Here is a 19892-nt window from a genome sequence, read left to right as displayed (position 1 = left end):
GCCGCCGCGCACGCCGCCTTCGGCGCCGGTACGCCCGGCGCGCGCCTCGACTACCTGGTGCTCACCGACCCGGACCTGGAGCCCGGCCCGGTCTCCGGCCCGGCGCGGCTGCTGATCGCCGCCTGGGTCGGCACCACCCGGCTGATCGACAACACGGCGATCCGGCTCGCGCCGACCCCCTGAACCCCACCACCTGCTGAGAGGCGCACGATGTTCCGGACCATGCTGAAGTCGAAGATCCACCGGGCCACGGTGACCCAGGCCGACCTGCACTATGTCGGCTCGGTGACCGTGGACCAGGATCTGCTCGACGCCGCCGACCTGCTCCCCGGCGAGCAGGTGGCGATCGTGGACATCACCAACGGGGCGCGGCTGGAGACGTACGTGATCCCGGGCGAGCGGGGCAGCGGCGTGATCGGCATCAACGGCGCCGCCGCCCACCTGGTGCACCCCGGTGACCTGGTCATCCTGATCTCGTACGGGCAGATGGACGACGCCGAGGCCCGCGCGTACCGCCCCCGAGTGGTGCACGTCGACGCCGACAACCGGGTGGTGGACCTGACGGCCGACCCCGCCACCGCCGCCCCGGGCACCGCCGGCGACCCGGTCCCCAACCCCCTGGCCGCCGCCTCCGCCTGATCCGTCCCCGCCGGTCCTCGGCGATCTCGCACCGCACCCGGGCCGGCCCGCCCCGGTCGTCCGCGCGGTCGCGGGCGTACGCACTTTCGGTCTGTCACCGGAAGGTCATTGTTGGTTACCCTGATCACGCCGTCGTGAGGACGGTCGCTGGCTGGGGAGGCCGCGTCATGCGCCGTGCGTGGAGAGCTCTGATCGCGGCTGTGGCCACGGGAGCGCTGCTGGTCGGCTGTGCCGGCACCGCCGCGACCGACGGCGACCTGGTGGACGACTGGGCCGCCCTGCCGGCGCCGGGCCCGTTCGCCCCGGCCGCCGGGGTCTGTCAGATCGCCGACTTCGCCGACGTGGTGACGTTGGCCGCGTACCAGCCGGTGGACTGCGCGGTGCCGCACCGGGTGGAGAGCGTGCACGTGGGCGCCTTCCCGGCCGAGCGGGCCACTCCGCCGCCGGGCGGCTCGGCGGAGCTGCGTGGCGCGTTCGCCGACTGCGACACCCGGGCCACCGGTCACGTCGGGGACGACTGGCGGGCCGGCCGGCTCCGGCTGGCGGTGGCGCTGCCGTCCGGGCCCGGCTGGGCGGCCGGCTCCCGCTGGTACCGCTGCGACCTGACCGAGGTGAGCACCGTCGAGGCCGCCGCCACGGTGGTCACCCGTGCCGGCAGCCTCGCCGACGCGCTCAAGGCGCCGTCGCCGCTGCGGCTGGGCTGCCAACAGACCCGCTCCGGCCGGGGCGCCGGAGCCGTGCAGACGCTGCTTCCGGTGGACTGCGTCACCCGCCACGACGCGGAGTTCGTCGGGGTGTGGCGGGCGCCCGACCGCCCGTACCCCACCCGGGCCGCCGACTGGGCCCCGCTCTACGCCGGCTGCCGTTCGGTGCTCGGCCGCTACGTCGGCGTACCCGACGACGCGAACCTGCGCTTCCGCAGCGGGGTGGTGGTCCGGCCGCCCGGCGCGGGGCGGTGGCGGGTCGGTGACCGGGGGGTGCGCTGCTACCTGTGGCTCGACGACCGTGCGGTGACCGGCTCGCTGAGGGGTGCCGGGCCCGCCGCGCTGCCCGTCCGGACGCGGTAGCCGAAACCACTCGTCCCGCCCCCGCCGCCCTGAGCGAGGGACCTTCGGGTTGACTGGGGGCATGGACCTTCCGACCGTCGACCTGCCGGCCCTGCCCCCGCTGCTGGCCGCTCCCGCGCCCGGCTGGGTGGAGACCACCGACGTGATCGTGGTCGGCTCCGGGGTGGCCGGGCTGACCGCCGCGCTGCACCTGCGCGAGGCGGGGCTGCACGTCACGGTGGTCACCAAGGTCAACATCGACGAGGGTTCCACCCGCTGGGCGCAGGGCGGCATCGCCGCCGTGCTGGACCCGCACGACACCCCGGCCGCGCACGCCTCGGACACCGAGATCGCCGGGGTCGGGCTCTGCGACCCGGCGGCCGTCCGGGTCCTGGTCGAGGAGGGCCCCACCCGGCTGCGCGAGCTGATGCGGATCGGGGCCGAGTTCGACCGCAACCCGGACGGCTCGCTGATGCTCACCCGGGAGGGCGGACACCGGGCGGACCGGATCGTGCACGCCGGCGGCGACGCCACCGGCGCGGAGGTGCAGCGCGCCCTGCACGACGCGGTCCGCCGCGACCCGTGGATCCGGCTGGTCGAGCACGCCCTGGTGCTGGACCTGCTCCGCGCGCCCGGCGACGGTCCGGGCGGGCTCGGCCCGGCCTGCGGCATCACCCTGCACGTGCTCGGCGAGGGCAGCGAGGACGGCGTGGGCGCCATCCTGGCCCGGGCGGTCGTGCTGGCCACCGGCGGGATGGGGCAGGTCTTCGCGGCCACCACCAATCCGGCGGTCTCGACGGGTGACGGCGTGGCGCTGGCGATGCGCGCCGGCGCGGCGGTCACCGACATCGAGTTCGTCCAGTTCCACCCGACCGCGCTGATCGTGCCCGAGCACGCCCGGGTGCCCGGCGCGGGGCACGCCCAGCAGCCGCTGGTCTCCGAGGCGCTGCGCGGCGAGGGCGCCCACCTGGTCGACGCCGACGGCAAGCGCTTCATGGTCGGGCAGCATGAGCTGGCCGAGCTGGCGCCCCGCGACGTGGTGGCCAAGGGCATCCACCGGGTGCTGCTGGACACCGGCGCGGACCACGTCTTCCTCGACGCCCGCCACCTGGGCGGCGACTTCCTGGCCGGACGCTTCCCGACCATCGTCGCCTCCTGCCTGGCCATCGGGGTCGACCCGGCGACCGACCTGATCCCCGTCGCGCCGGCCGCCCACTACGCCTCCGGCGGCGTCCGCACCGACCTGCACGGGCGCACCACCATCCCCGGCCTGTACGCCTGCGGCGAGGCCGCCTGCACCGGCGTGCACGGCGCCAACCGGCTCGCCAGCAACAGCCTGCTGGAGGGGCTGGTCTTCTCCCGACGGATCGCCGAGGAGATCGCCACCGGCCTGCCCGAGCAGGCCAGGCCGGCGCCCACCGGTGCCTGGGTCGGCGGCGCGGGCTGGTTGGTTCCGGCCGAGGTGACGCCGCCCCTGCAACGGGCGATGACCCGGGGTGCCGGTGTGCTCCGCTCGGCGGAGACGCTCGCCGGGACCGCCGGCACGTTGACCGGGCTCGGCGAGGCCCGGGGTCGGCCGCGTACGGCCGACTGGGAGGCGACGAACCTGATCACCGTGGCGTCGACCCTGGTCGCCGCCGCGTACGCCCGCCGGGAGACCCGGGGTTGCCACTGGCGGGAGGACTTCCCGACGGCCGACGAGCGGTGGCACGGCCACCTGCTCGGGGCGGTCGGGGCGCAGGGCCGGTTGACGCAGACGTGGGAGGAGTCGCGATGAGGGAGTCGACGGAGCGGGCGTTGCGGGACGCCGGCCTGGACCCGGCGCAGGTACGACGGGTCGTCGAGGACGCCCTCACCGAGGACCTGGGCCCCGACTTCCTCGACGTCACCAGCGTCGCCACCATCCCGGCCGGGCAGACCGACACCGCCGACCTGGTGGCCCGCGCCGACGGGGTGGTGGCCGGGCTGGCCGTGGCGGCGGCCGTCTTCGAGCTGGTCGGCGAGGTGACCGGTGCCGGTCGTACGGTCGAGGTGTCGGTGGTGGCCCGCGACGGCGCGCGGGTGGCGCGCGGCGACGTGCTGGCCACGGTGACCGGCCCGACCCGCCTGCTGCTGACCGCCGAGCGCACGGCGCTCAACCTGCTCTGCCGGATGTCCGGGGTGGCCACCCACACCCGCGCCTGGGCGGACGCGCTGGCCGGCACGAAGGCGATGGTGCTCGACACCCGCAAGACCACCCCGGGCCTGCGTGTTCTGGAGAAGTACGCGGTGCGCGCCGGTGGGGGCACCAACAAGCGGATGGGGCTGCACGACGTCGCGATGATCAAGGACAACCACAAGCTCGCCGCCGGTGGCATCACGGCCGCCTTCCGCCGGGTCCGGGAGACCTTCCCGGACGTGCCGGTGCAGGTCGAGGTGGACACGGTCGCCGAGGCGGTGGAGGCGGTGGAGGCCGGCGCGGACTTCCTGCTGCTGGACAACATGACCCCGGCGCAGCTGCGCGAGGTGGTCGCGGCGGTGGGGGACCGGGCCGAGCTGGAGGCGACCGGTGGGCTGACCCTGCCGGTGGCCGCCGAGTACGGCGCGACGGGCGTGGACTTCCTCTCGGTGGGCGCGCTGACCCACTCCTCGCCGATCCTGGACATCGCGCTGGACCTGCGCACGCGGTGACCCGCCGCCGCGGCCGGCAGAGGTGGGCGCGCGTCCCGGTCCTTCCGGCCGACGGCGATCCCACCCCCGGTCGCGGCAGGCCACACCCTGTCGGGCGTCGGTCGCCACGCCGTGCCGCGCCCGGCCGACCCGCCGTTGTCTAGGCTGCGTGCGTGCTGCTCTGCATCGACATCGGAAACACCAACACCGTGCTGGCGACCTTCGACGGCGACAAGCTGGTGCACTCCTGGCGGATCAAGACCGATGCGCGGTCGACGGCGGACGAGCTCGGCCTGATGTTCCGGGGCCTGCTCGCCGGTGACGCGGTCGAGATCACCGGGGTGGCGGCCTGCTCCACGGTGCCGGCCGCGCTGCGCTCGCTGCGCACCATGCTGTCCCGCTACTACGCGGATCTGCCGAGTGTGATCGTCGAGCCCGGGGTGCGCACCGGTGTGCAGCTGGCGATCGACAACCCCAAGGAGGTCGGCGCCGACCGGGTGGTGAACACCCTGGCGGCGTACACCCTCTACGGCGGGCCGTCGATCGTGGTCGACTTCGGCACCACCACCAACTTCGACGTGATCAGCGGCCGGGGTGAGTTCCTCGGCGGCGCCTTCGCCCCCGGCATCGAGATCTCCTTCGACGCGCTCGCCGCCCGCGCGGCCCAGCTGCGGAAGGTGGAGGCGACCAAGCCCCGCTCGGTGATCGGCAAGAACACCGTCGAGTGTCTCCAGTCGGGCCTCTACTTCGGCTTCGCCGGGCAGGTGGACCGGATCGTCGAGCGGATGACCGAGGAGCTGGGCGAGGTGAAGGCGGTGATCGCCACCGGCGGGCTGGCCTCCCTGGTGATCAACGAGTGCCGCACGATCACCCACCACGAGCCGATGATCACCCTGATCGGCCTGCGGATGGTCTACGAGCGCAACCTCTGACCCGGCGTCGGTCCCCGGGCGCTGGCAGTCGGGCGCGGCGTGGTTTCCGGGCAGCCCGACCGGCTCCGGGCGGTCAGGCTCGATCCCTCCGCCGCCGGGCCGTGAAACCCCGGTGGTTCAGCGCCGTCGGGCCCGGAACACCAGCGTCTTGTACGGCAGCTCGACGGTCTCCCGCCCGGCCAGGTCCGGGTGGGTGGCGAACAGCTCCCGCAGTTCCCGGTCGACCCGCTCCCGCTCGGCCGGCCCCGCGGTGAGCCAGTACGAGCGGGTGTGCAGCATCCCGATCACCTCCTCGGGTGAGAGCGTGGTCCGGTGCGCGAACTCGGCCAGCTCCACCGGGCCGAAGGCCGGCCCGAAGTCGGTGGTCTTCTCGACCAGGTTGCCGGCGGTGTCCCGCAGGTCGGCGATCCGGCTCAGCCGGGCCACCCATCCGACGCTCTCGTCCCGGGTGTTCCAGATGGGGGCGAACGTCCCGCCCGGGCGGAGCACCCGGGCGATTTCGGCGTGCGCGCGCTCCTTGTCGAACCAGTGGTACGCCTGCCCCACGAGCACCGCGTCGGCCGCGCCGTCCGGCAGCGGCAGCGACTCGGCGCTGCCGGCCAGGGCCGTGACGCCCGGGGTGGCGGCGTCCAACTGCGCCCGCATCCCGGGGTCGGGCTCCACCGGCAGCACCTCGTGGCCGAGGGCGAGCACCGCGCGGGTGAGGATGCCGGTGCCGGCGCCCAGGTCGACGACGCGGGCGGCGGTCTCCACCCCGTCCAGCGCCCAGCGGACCGCCGGTACCGGATAGCGGGGTCGGAACCGGTCGTAGTCGGCCGCCGCGGCCCCGAAGGAGAGGGCGTGAGTGGGGTCGGTCATGGCGGGCAGGTTATCCGGTGAACGACACGTGGGCCCTTGAGTACGCTCGGGGGCTGACCCCGCCGATATCTCCTTCTTTGAGGAAGCGTGCCGTGACCGAGCAGACCCCCGTGCCAGTGGACCCCGCCGACGACCTTCCCGAGCAGATGAAGGTCCGCCGGGAGAAGCGGGACCGGATGCTCGCCGAGGGCGTCGAGCCGTACCCGGTCGGATTCCACCGGACCAGCACGCTGGCCGAGATCCGCGAGCGCTACGCCGAGCTGCCCACCGACACCGCCACCGGCGACCGGACGTCGGTCACCGGACGGGTGATCTTCGTCCGGAACACCGGCAAGCTCTGCTTCGCCACCCTGCGCGACGGTGACGGCACCGAGTTGCAGGCGATGCTCTCCCTGGACCGGGTCGGCGCCGAGCGGCTGGAGGACTGGAAGCGCCTGGTCGACCTCGGCGACCACGTCGGGGTGACCGGCGAGGTGATCACCAGCCGCCGCGGCGAGCTCTCCGTGCTGGCCGAGGAGTGGGCGGTCACCGCCAAGGCGCTGCGCCCGCTGCCGGTGGCGCACAAGCCGCTGAGCGAGGAGGCCCGGGTCCGGCAGCGCTACGTCGACCTGATCGTGCGGCCGCAGGCGCGCCAGATGGTGCGTACCCGCGCCGCGACCGTCCGGAGCCTGCGGGATTCGCTGCACGAGCGGGACTTCATCGAGGTGGAGACCCCGATGCTGCAGTTGCTGCACGGTGGCGCGGCGGCCCGGCCATTCGTGACCCACAGCAATGCGTTGAGCACCGACCTGTATCTGCGAATCGCGCCGGAACTGTTTCTCAAGCGGGCCGTGGTAGGTGGCGTGGACCGGGTCTTCGAGATCAACCGCAACTTCCGTAATGAGGGCATCGACTCGTCGCACTCCCCGGAGTTCGCGATGCTCGAGGCTTACCAGGCGTACGGCGACTACGACACGATGGCCGAGCTGACCCGCAATCTGGTGCAGCAGGCCGCGATCGCGGTCAGCGGCTCGACGGTGGTGACCCACGCCGACGGCCAGGAGTTCGATCTGGGCGGTGAGTGGCGTTCGGTGACCCTCTTCGGGGTGCTTTCCGAGGCGCTCGGCGAGGAAGTCACGGTACGCACCGAGCACGCCCGCCTCGTGGAGTACGCCGACAAGGTCGGATTGTCCGTCGACCCGAAGTGGGGGTCGGGCAAGCTGGCCGAGGAACTGTTCGAGGAACTGGTCGTCCCCGGTCTGCAGGCGCCCACCTTCGTCCGTGACTACCCGGAGGAGACCAGCCCCCTGACCAGGGCGCACCGCAGCGAGCCCGGGCTGGCCGAGAAGTGGGACCTCTACGTGCTCGGCTTCGAGCTGGGGACCGCGTACTCGGAGCTGGTGGACCCGGTGGTGCAGCGGGAGCGGCTGATGGCCCAGGCGCAGCTCGCCGCCCGCGGCGACGACGAGGCCATGCGCCTCGACGAGGACTTTCTCCGGGCGATGGAGTACGGAATGCCACCCGCCGGGGGTATGGGAATGGGAATCGACCGGCTCTTGATGGCCCTGACCGGCCTCGGAATTCGGGAAACCATCCTCTTCCCCCTGGTCCGGCCCGAGTAGCCGCCACCGCTCGTCACCCATCCCATTGACGCGGCGAGCGTCGCGCGGGTTATTGTGCTCTCAGTTTGCAGGAGCACCCTGCTCGAAAGGAATGTGGGACGTGGCCAAGCAGATCATTCATAAGCTGGTCGATGACCTGGACGGCGGGGACGCTGACGAGACCGTCAAGTTCGCGCTCGACGGCGTTCAGTACGAGATCGACCTGTCGAGCTCGAACGCCGAGAAATTGCGCGAGGTATTCGCTCCGTACGTCGCCCACGGCAGCAAGGTGGGTCGGGGCGGCGTGGTCGTCGGCGGCCGGGCCGCCCGCGGTCGGGGTGGTGCCACCGCCGACCGGGAGCAGAACAAGGCGATCCGGGCCTGGGCCAAGAAGGCCGGCAAGGACATCTCCGACCGGGGCCGGATCCCGCAGGAGATCGTCGAGGAGTACCACTCGAAGGCCGGTCACTGACACCGACGCCAGACGGGCGACACCGACGCCGGGCCGGAGCACGACTCCGGGCCGGCGTCGCCGCATATCCGCCCGGGGCCGCGTCCGAGCCGGAAGAATTCCGGGTCGGCGGGCGTTGTCCACAGGCGGTGGAGATTCTGTCCACAACCTGTGGACGACTCCCCGGGCGGTCCGGATCCCGGCCGTCCCGGCCCCGTCCCGGCCCCGTCCCGGCCCCGTCCCGGCCCCGTCCCGGCCCCGTTGCGGGCCCCCGGAGGGCGCTCGGGAGGCGGTCGGATTTCGCTCTGCGCGTACAGGCGGGGGTACCGGAACACCTCCTGAGCGCGGACGGTTGTGCAAAACGACGCGTACACGGCTTCCCACGGGGACACACGACCTCAGCGGAGTCGGTCCGCGGCGATAGAGTAAGGAGGCACGGACGCCCGTCCCGGACGTCCGCGCACCGGCCCCGCCACGACTTCTTGACCATCAAGATCGAGTGCGCACGGCACGTGAGGAGCACGAGGGCATGTTCGAGCGGTTCACCGACCGAGCGCGACGGGTTGTCGTCCTGGCCCAAGAAGAGGCCCGGATGCTCAACCACAACTACATCGGTACGGAGCACATCCTGCTGGGCCTGATCCACGAGGGTGAGGGCGTCGCCGCCAAGGCTCTGGAGAGCCTCGGCATCTCCCTGGAGGGTGTGCGGCAGCAGGTCGAGGAGATCATCGGCCAGGGTCAGCAGGCGCCGAGCGGGCACATCCCGTTCACGCCGCGGGCCAAGAAGGTGCTGGAGCTGTCGCTGCGTGAGGCGCTGCAGCTCGGCCACAACTACATCGGCACGGAGCACATCCTGCTCGGTCTGATCCGTGAGGGTGAGGGCGTCGCCGCCCAGGTGCTGGTCAAGCTCGGCGCCGACCTCAACCGGGTCCGCCAGCAGGTGATCCAGCTCCTCTCCGGCTACCAGGGCAAGGAGCCGGCCGCGGCGGGCGCCGCGCCGGGCGAGGCCGCGCCGTCCACCAGCCTCGTGCTGGACCAGTTCGGCCGCAACCTGACCCAGGCCGCCCGCGAGGGCAAGCTCGACCCGGTCATCGGGCGCGAGAAGGAAATCGAGCGGGTCATGCAGGTGCTCTCCCGCCGTACCAAGAACAACCCGGTTCTGATCGGTGAGCCCGGCGTCGGCAAGACCGCCGTGGTGGAGGGGCTGTCCCAGAAGATCATCAAGGGCGAGGTGCCCGAGACGCTGAAGGACAAGCAGCTCTACACCCTCGACCTCGGCGCCCTGGTCGCCGGTTCCCGCTACCGCGGTGACTTCGAGGAGCGCCTCAAGAAGGTGCTCAAGGAGATCCGCACCCGCGGCGACATCATCCTGTTCATCGACGAGATCCACACCCTGGTGGGTGCGGGTGCCGCCGAGGGCGCGATCGACGCGGCGAGCATCCTCAAGCCGATGCTGGCCCGTGGCGAGCTGCAGACCATCGGCGCAACCACCCTCGACGAGTACCGCAAGCACCTGGAGAAGGACGCCGCTCTCGAGCGCCGCTTCCAGCCGATCCAGGTGGGTGAGCCGTCGCTGGCCCACACCATCGAGATCCTCAAGGGCCTGCGCGACCGCTACGAGGCGCACCACCGGGTCTCGATCACCGACGCCGCTCTCGTCGCCGCCGCGACGCTGGCCGACCGGTACATCTCCGACCGCTTCCTGCCGGACAAGGCGATCGACCTGATCGACGAGGCCGGTGCCCGGATGCGGATCCGTCGGATGACCGCGCCGCCAGACCTGCGCGACTTCGACGAGCGCATCGCCCAGGTGCGCCGCGACAAGGAGTCCGCGATCGACGCGCAGGACTTCGAGCGCGCCGCCCAGCTGCGCGACAAGGAGAAGCAGCTCCTCGGCCAGAAGGCGCAGCGGGAGAAGGAGTGGAAGGCCGGTGACCTGGACGTCGTCAGCGAGGTCGACGACGAGCAGATCGCCGAGGTGCTCGGCAACTGGACCGGCATCCCGGTCTACAAGCTGACCGAGGAGGAGACCTCGCGCCTGCTGCGCATGGAGGACGAGCTGCACAAGCGCGTCATCGGCCAGGAGGACGCGGTCAAGGCGGTCTCGAAGGCGATCCGGCGTACCCGGGCCGGCCTGAAGGACCCGAAGCGTCCGTCCGGCTCGTTCATCTTCGCCGGCCCGTCCGGCGTGGGTAAGACCGAGCTCTCCAAGGCGCTCGCCGAGTTCCTGTTCGGCAGCGAGGACGCCCTCATCCAGCTGGACATGTCCGAGTTCCACGACCGCTACACGGTCTCCCGGCTGGTTGGTGCCCCTCCCGGCTACGTCGGCTACGACGAGGGCGGGCAGCTGACCGAGAAGGTGCGGCGTCGGCCGTTCTCGGTGGTCCTCTTCGACGAGATCGAGAAGGCCCACCCGGACGTGTTCAACACGCTGCTCCAGATCCTGGAGGACGGTCGGCTCACCGACGGTCAGGGCCGGATCGTGGACTTCAAGAACACGGTCATCATCCTGACCACCAACCTGGGCACCAGGGACGTGGCCAAGGCGGTGTCGCTGGGCTTCCAGCAGTCGGAGGACTCCGAGTCCACCTACGACCGGATGAAGCAGAAGGTCAACGACGAGCTCAAGCAGCACTTCCGGCCTGAGTTCCTCAACCGGATCGACGACACCATCGTCTTCCACCAGCTGCGCCAGAACGAGATCCTCTCGATCGTGGACATCATGATCCAGCGGATCGAGGGCCAGCTGCGCAACAAGGACATGGGCCTGGAGCTCACCGACAACGCCAAGAAGTACCTGGCGGTCAAGGGCTTCGACCCGGTGCTGGGCGCGCGTCCGCTGCGTCGCACGATCCAGCGCGACATCGAGGACAACCTCTCCGAGCGGATTCTCTTCAACGAGCTGACCCCGGGTCAGATCGTGGTGGTGGACTGCGAGGGCGACCCGAACAACGTCGACAAGTCCAAGCTCGTCTTCCGGGGTGCGGATCGACCGGCCGTCGTGCCGGACGCCGTTCCGGCCGACCTCGGCGGCACCGCCGCCGCGGGCGCGGACGAGTAAGGCACCAGCACGGCACGAAGGGCGGCGGCCCGGTGGCACCAGTCACCGGGCCGCCGCCTTTTCCGTACGCCCAGGGCCGTGCCACCTTCTCCTGGACGGGGTCGGGCGCGCGCAGGGCCTGCCGGGTCCTGTTACTCGCGGTCGGGCCGCGTAGGGCCGTGACACCTTCTGATGGGCGGGGTCGGGCGCGCGCAGGGGCGTGCCGCCTGCTCTTGGGCGGGTCGCGGCGCGTTGCGCCCTGTCGGGTGTCCGGCGGCCCGTCTGGGTCTAGGTTGCGGGATCTGTCGGCGGTGTCCGAGTCGCGGGGGGTGAGACCGGTTTGCGGAGTGCCGCACGTCCGTCATGCGTCGGAAGGCGCGCCTGTCCGGTCTGTGTCCGTCTGTGGTGGTCGGGGCCACCGCCCCGGCGGGCATGGGCCGTCGACCTCGGTCGTTGTAACCGTCGTAGGCGTGGCCCCGAGCGGGGGTCGCTCCGGGCCGGTGGATGGGCCCGGCTGGCTGAGCCGGTCGGAATGCCAGCCCACCCACAGTCGTTACATCCCTCGGACCGCAGGCCGTAGCCGTCGGAATGATCGGCGGGCCGGCCTGGTTACATCCCCCGGACCACCGGGTCGTGGCCGTCGGAATGATCGGCCGGCCCGGTTGCATCCCCCGGATCGCAGGTCGTGGCCGCTGGAATGATCGGCGGGCCGGCCTGGTTGCATCCCCCCGGGAGTTGCCGTGGGCGTCCCCGCCCGGCTTCCTGTTGATCTTCCTGCCAGCACCCCGTCCCCCCGGTGTGGGTGCTGTATCCCCCGAACGGAAAGGCGCTGCCATCATGACTGCTCTGATCCGTAAGGCCGCTCTGACCGCTGTTGGTGCCGCGTTCGTCGGTGGTGCGCTCGCCGGCCCCGCGACCGCCATGGCCGCCCCCGCCCCGAACGCCGTCAAGGCGACCTCGGTGAGCGCCGACCGCAAGGCCGGCGGCGAGCGGGAGCTGAACATCCGCTACGAGGCCCAGCCGAACTTCTTCTACTGTGGCCCCGCCGCGACCCGCAACGCGCTGACCGCGCTGGACAAGGACCTCAGCCAGGACGACCTGGCCCGGCAGATGGGCACCACCGAAGCCGGCACCGACTCCGCGGTCGACATCACCCGGGCGTTGAACAAGCAGACCCGTGAGGGCACCTACCGCACCATCGAGATCAGCGCCCCGCGCGCCGATGACGCCCAGACCGACAAGCTGCGCGAGGACGTCGTGAAGGCAGTCGACTCCGGCCGCGCCGTGGTCGCGAACATCGCCGGCACGGCCACCGACACCGACGGTGGTACCCACTCCTTCGAGGGCGGGCACTACCTCAGCGTCGTGGGCTACCGCGACAACGGCGACACCGTCAAGATCGCCGACTCGGCCAACCCCGACCAGGCCTCCTACTGGATGACCACCGAGGCCATGGCCGACTGGATCGCCACCCGCGGCTACTCCGCCTGACCCAACCCGACAAACCACAAGGGCCGGCCCCCATCAGGGGGCCGGCCCTTGCGCATACCGGTCGCCAGCGGTGCGGCGTGGCCTCAGCGGACCGGGACCGGTGGGCCGTCGCCGACGAGGCGGAACGACGACTCGCCGACCGGCTCCACCAGGCCGTCCTGCACCAGCCCGGCCAGTGCCCGGGAGCGTTGGACGTCGTCGGTCCACACCTGGTCGAGCCGCTGGTGCGGGACCGGGCCGGTCGCCTCCCGGAGCACGCCGAGCAGCAGACCGCGTACCTGCCGGTCGGTGCCGGCGTAGCGCTGGGGGCGGCGGGTCGGGCCGGCCGGCGCCGCCTGCCCGGACGCCCGCCAGGCGCAGACCGCCTCCACCGGGCACGCTCCGCAGCGCGGCGACCGGGCCGTGCAGACGATCGCACCGAGTTCCATGAAGGCCGCACTGGCCAGCGCGGCGGCGGCCGGCTCGACGGGGAGCAGTTCCTCGGTGGCCACCAGGTCGGCCGGTCGCGTCGCCGGGCCCGCGTCGGGTTCGCCGGCCACCGCCCGGCAGACCACCCGGCGCACGTTGGTGTCCACCACGGGGTGCCGCTGCCCGTACGCGAACGCGGCCACCGCCCGGGCGGTGTACGTCCCGACGCCCGGCAGGGCCAGCAGGTGGTCCAGCCGGTCCGGAACCTGGCCGCCGTGCCGCTCCACGATCGCCACCGCGCAGTCGCGCAGCCGTACCGCCCGTCGGGGGTAGCCGAGCCGCCCCCACATCCGGATGGCCTCGGCCGGGCTGTCCGCCGCCAGCGCGGCCGGATCCGGCCAGCGGGCCAGCCACGCCTCCCAGGCGGGCAGCACCCGTACCACCGGGGTCTGCTGGAGCATGACCTCGCTGACCAGGATCGCCCACGCGCCCACATCGGGCTTGCGCCACGGCAGGTCGCGGGCGTTCTCCTCGTACCACCGGCTGACCAGGGTGGCGAAAGTGGGCTCAGACATCGCGTCGCCGATGATGTCACGCGGCGCGACGGCGACGCGGCGCGGGCGTCCGCGCCGCGACCGGCACCGCCGACCGTCCCGCTGGCTGGGCGACCCGGGCGGGGCGCTGCGGCGCTGGCGGACGGATCGGGCAGAATGCCCGGATGAACGAGCTCGCGATCACCGTCATCGGCCGGGACCGGCCGGGCATCGTGGCCGACGTCGCCGAGGTGCTCGCCCGGCTCGGCGCGAACCTCACCGACAGCACGATGACCCGGCTGCGGGGGCACTTCGCGATGACCCTGATCTGTGTGGGCCCGGCCGCCGCCGACGTCGAGGCCGCGCTGGCGCCGCTCGCCGCCGACGGCCAACTGCTGGCCACCGTACGCGCGGTCACCCCCGACGGTGAGACGGCTCGTGCCGGCGAGCCGTACGTGATGGCGGTGCACGGCGCGGATCGGATGGGCATCGTCGCGGCGATGACCCGGGTGCTCGCCGACGCGGGCGGCAACGTCACCGACCTGAGTACCCGGCTGGCCGGTTCGCTCTACGTGGTGGTCGCGGAGGTGGACCTGCCGCGCGGCACGGCCGACGAGCTGTCCGGGCGGCTGGCGGCGACCGCCGCCGACCTGGGTGTCGAGGTGTCCCTCCGGCCGGCCGACCCGGACCTGCTGTGACCGGCGACGCGCTCCCAGCCACCGAGGCGTACGCCGGCCTCGGTGGCTGGGCTCCGGAGTCGCTGGGCGTGCCCGGGGAGCTGCGGCCGGTGGTGTCCGCCCCGAATCCGGTGCTCAGCCGGGCCGGCGGTGAGGTGGACCCGACGTCCGAGGAGACCGTACGCCTGGCGGCCGACCTGATCGCCACCATGCGGGTGTCGCCGGGCTGCGTGGGCCTGGCCGCCCCCCAGGTCGGCGTGGGCGCGCAGGTCTTCGCGGTGGACGTCACCGGCCATCCGAAGGCGGTCACCGTGCACGGCGCCTTCGTGCTCTGCAACGCCCGGGTGGTGGAGGCGAGCCGGTGGAAGGCGGGCCGGGAGGGGTGCATGTCGGTGCCCGACCTGACCGGCGACGTGAAGCGGGCCAGCCGGCTGGTGGTGGAGGGGGCGCTGCCCGGCACCGGCAGGTCCGTCCGGCTGGTCACCGACGGGTTCGAGGCGCGGGCCCTGCAGCACGAGATCGACCACTGCGCGGGGCTGCTCTTCCTGGACCGGGTCGCCGGCGCGCACGCCATCTACCAGCGCAAGGTTTATCTCTGACCGAGCGCCCGCCGCGGGTGCACCGTGCGTCGCCGGGGGGACACCGTCGGCGGGCGTGACCGTCGAGTGTGGAGGGTTGGTGCGGTGAGCTGTCGATGGCTCGGCGCGTCGCGGCGGACTGCCGCGCGATGCGCCGCTACGGTGGGGGCATCATGCGTCTGACGGTCGGCCCCCTGGCACCCGCCATTTACTGGCGGCGTCGCGCCGTCGTACTCGGAGCGGGGCTTCTCTTCCTGATTGTCCTGCTCTACTCCTGCTCCGGCTCGGACCGGAACCCCGGTACGACCGGCGACGCGCAGCCGACACCGGGTGCGACGTCCTCGGGTGCGACACCGGTGCCCACCGGGTCCGTGCTCGCCCCGCAGACCGGTGCGCCGTCGCCGGGCGCCCCCGGCGCCGCCGGCTCGTCGGTCGAGCCGACCACTGCCGACACGCCGCCGGCGGCTCCCGTCGTACCGGCCGTCGACGACGGCACCTGCACGGACACCGAGATCACGGTGACTCCGGTGGCGCTGCCCGCCTCGGTGGTCCGGGGCGCCGTGGTGGATCTCCAGCTGAAGATCAAGAACCGGTCGGAGCGGACGTGCAGCCGCGACGTCGGCGCGGGCGTGCAGGAGTTGTTCATCAAGTCCGGGGCCGAGAAGGTCTGGTCGTCCGACACCTGCGGCACGGGCAAGGGCTCCGACGTGCAGTCCTTCACGCCCAACTTTGAGCGCGCCTACCAGGTGGGCTGGAACGGGCGGGACACCAGCCGGTGCAGGAACGGGCTCGCGGACGGCCCCAACCCGCCGGCGGGGACCTACCAGGTCTTCGCCCGGGTCGGCACCAAGCTCAGCGAACCGGTGAAGCTCACCATCACCGGCTGAGCGACCGCGCGGGTGGCCGGCGACGGAACGCCCGGAGGCCGGACGTGCGGAAGGTCGACGGGCGTGCCCGGGACGACGTGCCGAGGGGACGACGGGTCGGACGTGCACAGGGACGACGGGCCGGACGCGCCCCGAGCCCGCGGGCGGCCGGGTCAGACGTAGCGTTCCAGGATGGACGCCTCCGCCAGCCGGGAGAGCCCCTCCCGCACGCCCCGGGCGCGGGCGTCGCCGACCCCTTCGACGGTCTGGAGGTCCTCCACCGTGGCGCCGAGCAGCCGCTGGAGGCTGCCGAAGTGCACGACCAGCCGGTCGACCACCGCCACCGGCAGTCGGGGCACCTTGGCCAGCAGCCGGAAGCCACGCGGGCTGACCGCCGCGTCCAGGGCGTCGGAGGCCGCCGGGTAGCCGATCGCCTTGGCGACGGCGACCAGGTCGATCAGCTCGGTGGCGCCGAGCAGGTCCAGCTCGACCAGCGCCTCGTCGAGGGTGCGGGACTTCCGGCCGACCGGGAGGTAGTCCCGGATGACCAGGGTGCGGTCGGCGTCGACGCCGGCCATCAGCTCGTCGAGCTGGAGGGCCAGCAGCCGGCCGTCGGTGCCGAGCTCGACCACGTAGCCGGCGATCTCGTCGGCGATCCGGCGGACCATCTCCAGCCGCTGCACGACCGCGACCGCGTCCCGCACGGTGACCAGATCCTCGATCTCCAGGGCGGAGAGGGTGCCGGAGACCTCGTCCAGGCGGAGCTTGTAGCGCTCCAGGGTCGCCAGCGCCTGGTTGGCCCGGGACAGGATCGCCGCCGAGTCGTCCAGCACGTGTCGCTGGCCGTTGACGTAGAGGCTGATGATCCGCATCGACTGGCTGACCGAAATGACCGGGTAGCCGGTCTGCCGGGCGACCCGCTCGGCGGTGCGGTGCCGGGTGCCGGACTCCTCGGTCGGGATGCTCGGGTCGGGCATCAGGTGCACGGCCGCGCGGACGATCCGGGTGCCGTCGCTGGAGAGCACCACCGCGCCGTCCATCTTGCACAGCTCGCGGACCCGGGTGGCGGAGAACTCCACGTCGAGCGGGAACCCGCCGGTGCAGAGCCCCTCGACCACCTTGTCGTAGCCGAGGACGATCAGCGCGCCCGTCCGGCCGCGCAGGATCCGCTCCAGGCCGTCACGCAGGGCGGTGCCCGGTGCCATCAGGGCCAGGTTGGCCCGCAGCGGGTCGCCGGCGCTGCCGGAGGCCCCGGTCACGTTGACGCTGATCGGACGGGCGGGCGAGCCCACGGCAGCGGTGCGGGCGTGGGGCGTCGCGCCGGCAGGCTTGGTGGTGTCGCGGTCGATCGGCACGGGCACAGTCTACGGACTGCCCTGCGGTGGGTGCTGTCGTGGTTACTGTGATGTGTCACGATGCCCTCCGTCGAACGGAGCGGGAAGCCCGCCCGGGGTGTCCGGTATCGCCCCGCCGGTCCCGCGGATCCGGCACCTTCGGTCACTCCGCGGACGCGCGGGCGACCGCCTGCAGCGCCGACCGCACGTCCGTGACCTCGGTCACGCGCATGTGCTCCGGGGTCACCCCGGTGCTCTCGGGCCCGCAGCCGGGGGGCACCAGGGCGAACCGGAACCCCAGCCGGGCCGCCTCGGCCAGCCGCCGTGGCACCGCGCCGACCCGGCGTACCTCGCCGGTCAGGCCGACCTCGCCGATCGCCACCAGGTGTGGCGCGATGGCCAGGTTGAGCCCGCCGGAGGCGACGGCGAGGGCGACGGCCAGGTCGGCCGCGGGCTCCACCACCCGGATGCCGCCGACGGTGGCCGCGAAGACCTCCCGGTCGTGCAGGGTCAGTCGCTCGGTGCGCCGCTGGAGCACGGCCAGCACCATCGCCAGCCGGGCCGAGTCCAACCCCGAGACCGTACGCCTCGGCGAGCCCGCCACCGTCGCGCCGATCAGCGCCTGCACCTCGGTGACCAGGGCCCGGCGCCCCTCCATCGCCACCGTCACGCAGGTGCCCGGGACCGGCTCGGAGTAGCGGGTCAGGAAGAGCCCGGACGGATCGGCCAGGCTGCTGATGCCGCCCTCGTGCATCTCGAAGCAGCCCACCTCGTCGGCGGCGCCGAACCGGTTCTTGACGCCGCGCACCATGCGCAGCGAGGAGTGCTTGTCGCCCTCGAAGTGCAGCACCACGTCGACCAGGTGCTCCAGCACCCGGGGGCCGGCGACCTGGCCGTCCTTGGTGACGTGACCGACCAGCACGGTGGCGATGCCGCGCTCCTTGGCCACCGAGACCAGGGCGGCGGTGACCGCCCGGACCTGCGTCACCCCGCCCTGCACCCCCTCGGTGCCGGTGGTGGAGATGGTCTGCACCGAGTCGAGCACGAGCAGCCCCGGCTTGACCGCGTCGAGGTGGCCGAGCACCGCGGCGAGGTCGCTCTCGGCGGCGAGGTAGAGCTGGTCGTGCAGGGCGCCCATCCGCTCGGCGCGCAGCCGGACCTGGCTGACCGACTCCTCACCGCTGACCACCAGCGAGGGGCTGCCCGCCCCGGCGGCCCACTGCTGGGCCACGTCGAGCAGCAGGGTGGACTTGCCGACCCCCGGCTCGCCGGCGAGCAGCACCACCGCGCCGGGGACCAGGCCGCCGCCGAGCACCCGGTCGAGCTCGCTGACCCCGGTCGGCCGGGCCCGGGCGGGCGCGGCGCTGATGGTGGCGATGGGCCGGGCCGGCTCGGCCGGCATCCGGGAGCTGACCACCCGGCCGGAGACCGTCGGGCCGGTGACCGTGGACTCGACCACCGAGCCCCACTCGCCGCACTCCGGGCAGCGCCCGACCCACTTCGGCGGCTGGTGACCGCAGGCGTCGCACTCGTAGGCGGGACGGGGCTCGCGGGCGGAGGCGGCCGCGCGACCGCGCCCGCCGGCGCCGCCGGCGCGTGGGGTGGTCGATCGGGAGGTGGTCACACCGGGACGTTAGTCCCCTGGTACGACGAAACACCGCCGGCGTGGTGGTCACCACGCCGGCGGTGTCGGCAGTCGCGTACGGGCGGGTCAGTGGCCGCCCTCGCCGCCCTCTTCCTGTCCCTCGTAGCCGCCCTCACGCTCGATGATCGCCGACGGGGGCGCCACCGGGGTGAGCGGCACGGCGACCGGCGCGGGGCCGGTGACCGTGTTGCCGTTGCCGAAGTCGAAGGTCACGAAGGCGTTCTGGCCGGGGCGCAGCGCCTCGTTCAGGCCGACGAGCTGAAGGGTCTGCTTGCCCTGGGTGTTGAGCTGCACGTAGCTCAGCGGCGGGATCTCGATCCGGGCCGGCTGGCCGGCCGGCGGGGCCGGGGCGGACGCGCTGACCGGGGCCGCGGGGCTGCCCGAGGCCGCTGGGCTGGCCGGGGCGGAGGTGGTCGGCGATGGGCTGGCCGAGGGGGACTCGAGCGGCGACTGGCTCGGGGAGACCGACGCGGTCGGGCTGGCGGGAGCGTCGGCGCCGGCACCGCTGATCACGACCTCGCGGGCGCTGTCGGTGGTAACGGTCACGGTGACCGACTGCTCGGAGTCGTTGTAGATCACGGCGTTGAGCGTGGCGTTGGCGCCGGCCTTGTAGCCGTCGACGCCCGGGAACTCGACCAGCAGGCCGCGGACGGCGAAGTCGCCGGTCTGGATGTTGACGCCCTGGACCGACGGCTCCTTGTTGGCGGTCTCGGCGGCCTGGCCGGTGCCGCAGCCGGACATCAGCAGCCCGGTCGTCACCGCCATCCCGGACAGCAGCAGGGCCGCCCGCCGGGAACCCCTGATCGAGCGCGTCACGTCGGTCCTCCTCGTCACGATCCCACCCGGTGCGTACGCCGGGCCCGATGGCCATGCCCGCGCAGACCGCGCTCCAGGGTAGTTGGGCCTGATCCACCCCCGCACGCCGACCCGGGGATGCCACCTGCCGGGGTGGCGCTCAGACCACCCGGCCGCTCGTGACCAGCAGGACGACGTCGATGAGGGCCACCAGCATCACCGCGCGGAACGCGGCCACCGGCCGTCCGCCGGCCCGCACGGCGGCGCGTCCGCCGTACCAGCTCAGCGGCGGCACCACGACGGCGGTGGCGACCGCGGCGAGGCCGACCCCCGACGGCGGCCCGGGGGGCCCCAGGACCAGGGTGGCGGT

General features: G+C 73.1%; 18 protein-coding genes and 1 pseudogene. 13 read left to right on the top strand and 6 right to left on the bottom strand.

The window, feature by feature from the left end; translation table 11 throughout:
- The 6 genes from NCC78_RS12550 to NCC78_RS12525 form a co-directional block, all read left to right on the top strand.
- A partial coding sequence (locus NCC78_RS12550) for a pantoate--beta-alanine ligase (RefSeq protein ID WP_504919996.1) occupies nucleotides 1-183 on the top strand: 183 nt, incomplete at its 5' end.
- Between the two features lie 27 nt (nucleotides 184-210).
- On the top strand, nucleotides 211-639 hold the full coding sequence (gene panD, locus NCC78_RS12545) for an aspartate 1-decarboxylase (protein ID WP_250794592.1): 429 nt from the start codon (nucleotides 211-213) through the stop codon (nucleotides 637-639).
- A 167-nt stretch (nucleotides 640-806) separates the two neighbouring features.
- Nucleotides 807-1706, top strand: a complete 900-nt coding sequence (locus NCC78_RS12540; RefSeq protein ID WP_250794591.1) for a septum formation family protein — start codon at nucleotides 807-809, stop codon at nucleotides 1704-1706.
- 61 nt (nucleotides 1707-1767) lie between these two features.
- Nucleotides 1768-3462 carry an L-aspartate oxidase gene (locus tag NCC78_RS12535; RefSeq protein WP_250794590.1) on the top strand — a complete coding sequence of 565 codons (1695 nt, stop codon included), beginning with the start codon at nucleotides 1768-1770 and terminating at the stop codon, nucleotides 3460-3462.
- Nucleotides 3459-4355, top strand: coding sequence for a carboxylating nicotinate-nucleotide diphosphorylase (gene nadC / locus NCC78_RS12530; RefSeq protein WP_250794589.1), 897 nt, complete (start codon nucleotides 3459-3461; stop codon nucleotides 4353-4355). The genes NCC78_RS12535 and nadC overlap by 4 nt, the downstream gene beginning before the upstream one ends.
- A gap of 152 nt (nucleotides 4356-4507) precedes the next feature.
- Complete coding sequence (locus tag NCC78_RS12525; protein ID WP_250794588.1) at nucleotides 4508-5266, top strand: type III pantothenate kinase; 759 nt, start codon at nucleotides 4508-4510, stop codon at nucleotides 5264-5266.
- A gap of 117 nt (nucleotides 5267-5383) precedes the next feature.
- On the opposite strand, the gene NCC78_RS12520 is transcribed toward NCC78_RS12525, so the two are convergent.
- Entirely contained in the window at nucleotides 5384-6124 is a 741-nt protein-coding gene (locus tag NCC78_RS12520) for a class I SAM-dependent methyltransferase (protein WP_250794587.1), read from the bottom strand.
- Nucleotides 6125-6216: 92 nt separating this feature from the next.
- Here NCC78_RS12520 and lysS point away from each other — a divergent pair, with 92 nt between their 5' ends.
- From lysS to NCC78_RS12500, 4 genes are all read left to right on the top strand, one after another.
- Entirely contained in the window at nucleotides 6217-7725 is a 1509-nt protein-coding gene (gene lysS / locus NCC78_RS12515) for a lysine--tRNA ligase (RefSeq protein WP_250794585.1), read from the top strand.
- Between the two features lie 100 nt (nucleotides 7726-7825).
- The gene (locus NCC78_RS12510; RefSeq protein ID WP_308220903.1) at nucleotides 7826-8176 is read left to right on the top strand and encodes a histone-like nucleoid-structuring protein Lsr2; all 351 of its coding nucleotides are present in this window, start codon (nucleotides 7826-7828) and stop codon (nucleotides 8174-8176) included.
- Nucleotides 8177-8684: 508 nt separating this feature from the next.
- A complete protein-coding gene (locus NCC78_RS12505; protein WP_250794595.1) occupies nucleotides 8685-11216 on the top strand; it encodes an ATP-dependent Clp protease ATP-binding subunit in 2532 nt (843 codons plus the stop codon).
- A gap of 813 nt (nucleotides 11217-12029) precedes the next feature.
- Nucleotides 12030-12686 carry a C39 family peptidase gene (locus NCC78_RS12500; protein WP_250794593.1) on the top strand — a complete coding sequence of 219 codons (657 nt, stop codon included), beginning with the start codon at nucleotides 12030-12032 and terminating at the stop codon, nucleotides 12684-12686.
- Between the two features lie 83 nt (nucleotides 12687-12769).
- Here the strand turns inward: NCC78_RS12500 and NCC78_RS12495 are convergent, their stop codons facing one another.
- Nucleotides 12770-13669, bottom strand: coding sequence for an iron-sulfur binding domain-containing protein (locus NCC78_RS12495; protein WP_250794581.1), 900 nt, complete (start codon nucleotides 13667-13669; stop codon nucleotides 12770-12772).
- A gap of 143 nt (nucleotides 13670-13812) precedes the next feature.
- On the opposite strand from NCC78_RS12495, the gene NCC78_RS12490 reads away from it, so the two are divergent.
- The 3 genes from NCC78_RS12490 (at nucleotide 13813) to NCC78_RS12480 (ending at nucleotide 15769) form a co-directional block, all read left to right on the top strand.
- The gene (locus tag NCC78_RS12490; RefSeq protein ID WP_250794579.1) at nucleotides 13813-14325 is read left to right on the top strand and encodes a glycine cleavage system transcriptional repressor; all 513 of its coding nucleotides are present in this window, start codon (nucleotides 13813-13815) and stop codon (nucleotides 14323-14325) included.
- Nucleotides 14322-14903, top strand: coding sequence for a peptide deformylase (locus NCC78_RS12485; RefSeq protein WP_250794578.1), 582 nt, complete (start codon nucleotides 14322-14324; stop codon nucleotides 14901-14903). The genes NCC78_RS12490 and NCC78_RS12485 overlap by 4 nt, the downstream gene beginning before the upstream one ends.
- 152 nt (nucleotides 14904-15055) lie before the next feature.
- A complete protein-coding gene (locus NCC78_RS12480) occupies nucleotides 15056-15769 on the top strand; it encodes a hypothetical protein (protein WP_250794576.1) in 714 nt (237 codons plus the stop codon).
- Between the two features lie 152 nt (nucleotides 15770-15921).
- Here the strand turns inward: NCC78_RS12480 and disA are convergent, their stop codons facing one another.
- From disA to NCC78_RS12460, 4 genes and pseudogenes are all read right to left on the bottom strand, one after another.
- Nucleotides 15922-17103, bottom strand: coding sequence for a DNA integrity scanning diadenylate cyclase DisA (gene disA, locus NCC78_RS12475; protein WP_250794575.1), 1182 nt, complete (start codon nucleotides 17101-17103; stop codon nucleotides 15922-15924).
- A gap of 142 nt (nucleotides 17104-17245) precedes the next feature.
- Entirely contained in the window at nucleotides 17246-18706 is a 1461-nt protein-coding gene (gene radA, locus NCC78_RS12470; protein WP_250794574.1) for a DNA repair protein RadA, read from the bottom strand.
- A gap of 87 nt (nucleotides 18707-18793) precedes the next feature.
- Entirely contained in the window at nucleotides 18794-19543 is a 750-nt protein-coding gene (locus NCC78_RS12465; RefSeq protein WP_250794573.1) for a hypothetical protein, read from the bottom strand.
- A 139-nt stretch (nucleotides 19544-19682) separates the two neighbouring features.
- Nucleotides 19683-19892 (bottom strand): annotated as a pseudogene (locus NCC78_RS12460) (UbiA family prenyltransferase); the annotation flags it as partial.

It is taken from the genome of Micromonospora phytophila, assembly GCF_023656545.1.
GTDB lineage: Bacteria > Actinomycetota > Actinomycetes > Mycobacteriales > Micromonosporaceae > Micromonospora > Micromonospora phytophila.
The sequence above is the reverse complement of the archived record's forward strand: the minus strand, read 5'-3'. Positions and strand labels throughout refer to the sequence as shown.

What these genes read in the sequence shown, in the direction of transcription:
- panD (WP_250794592.1), top strand. Translation starts at nt 211, where the DNA reads ATGTTCCGGACCATGCTGAAGTCGAAGATCCACCGGGCCACGGTGACC.
- NCC78_RS12540 (WP_250794591.1), top strand. Translation starts at nt 807, where the DNA reads ATGCGCCGTGCGTGGAGAGCTCTGATCGCGGCTGTGGCCACGGGAGCG.
- NCC78_RS12535 (WP_250794590.1), top strand. Translation starts at nt 1,768, where the DNA reads ATGGACCTTCCGACCGTCGACCTGCCGGCCCTGCCCCCGCTGCTGGCC.
- nadC (WP_250794589.1), top strand. Translation starts at nt 3,459, where the DNA reads ATGAGGGAGTCGACGGAGCGGGCGTTGCGGGACGCCGGCCTGGACCCG.
- NCC78_RS12520 (WP_250794587.1), bottom strand. Translation starts at nt 6,124, where the DNA reads ATGACCGACCCCACTCACGCCCTCTCCTTCGGGGCCGCGGCGGCCGAC.
- NCC78_RS12505 (WP_250794595.1), top strand. Translation starts at nt 8,685, where the DNA reads ATGTTCGAGCGGTTCACCGACCGAGCGCGACGGGTTGTCGTCCTGGCC.
- NCC78_RS12495 (WP_250794581.1), bottom strand. Translation starts at nt 13,669, where the DNA reads ATGTCTGAGCCCACTTTCGCCACCCTGGTCAGCCGGTGGTACGAGGAG.
- NCC78_RS12490 (WP_250794579.1), top strand. Translation starts at nt 13,813, where the DNA reads ATGAACGAGCTCGCGATCACCGTCATCGGCCGGGACCGGCCGGGCATC.
- NCC78_RS12480 (WP_250794576.1), top strand. Translation starts at nt 15,056, where the DNA reads ATGCGTCTGACGGTCGGCCCCCTGGCACCCGCCATTTACTGGCGGCGT.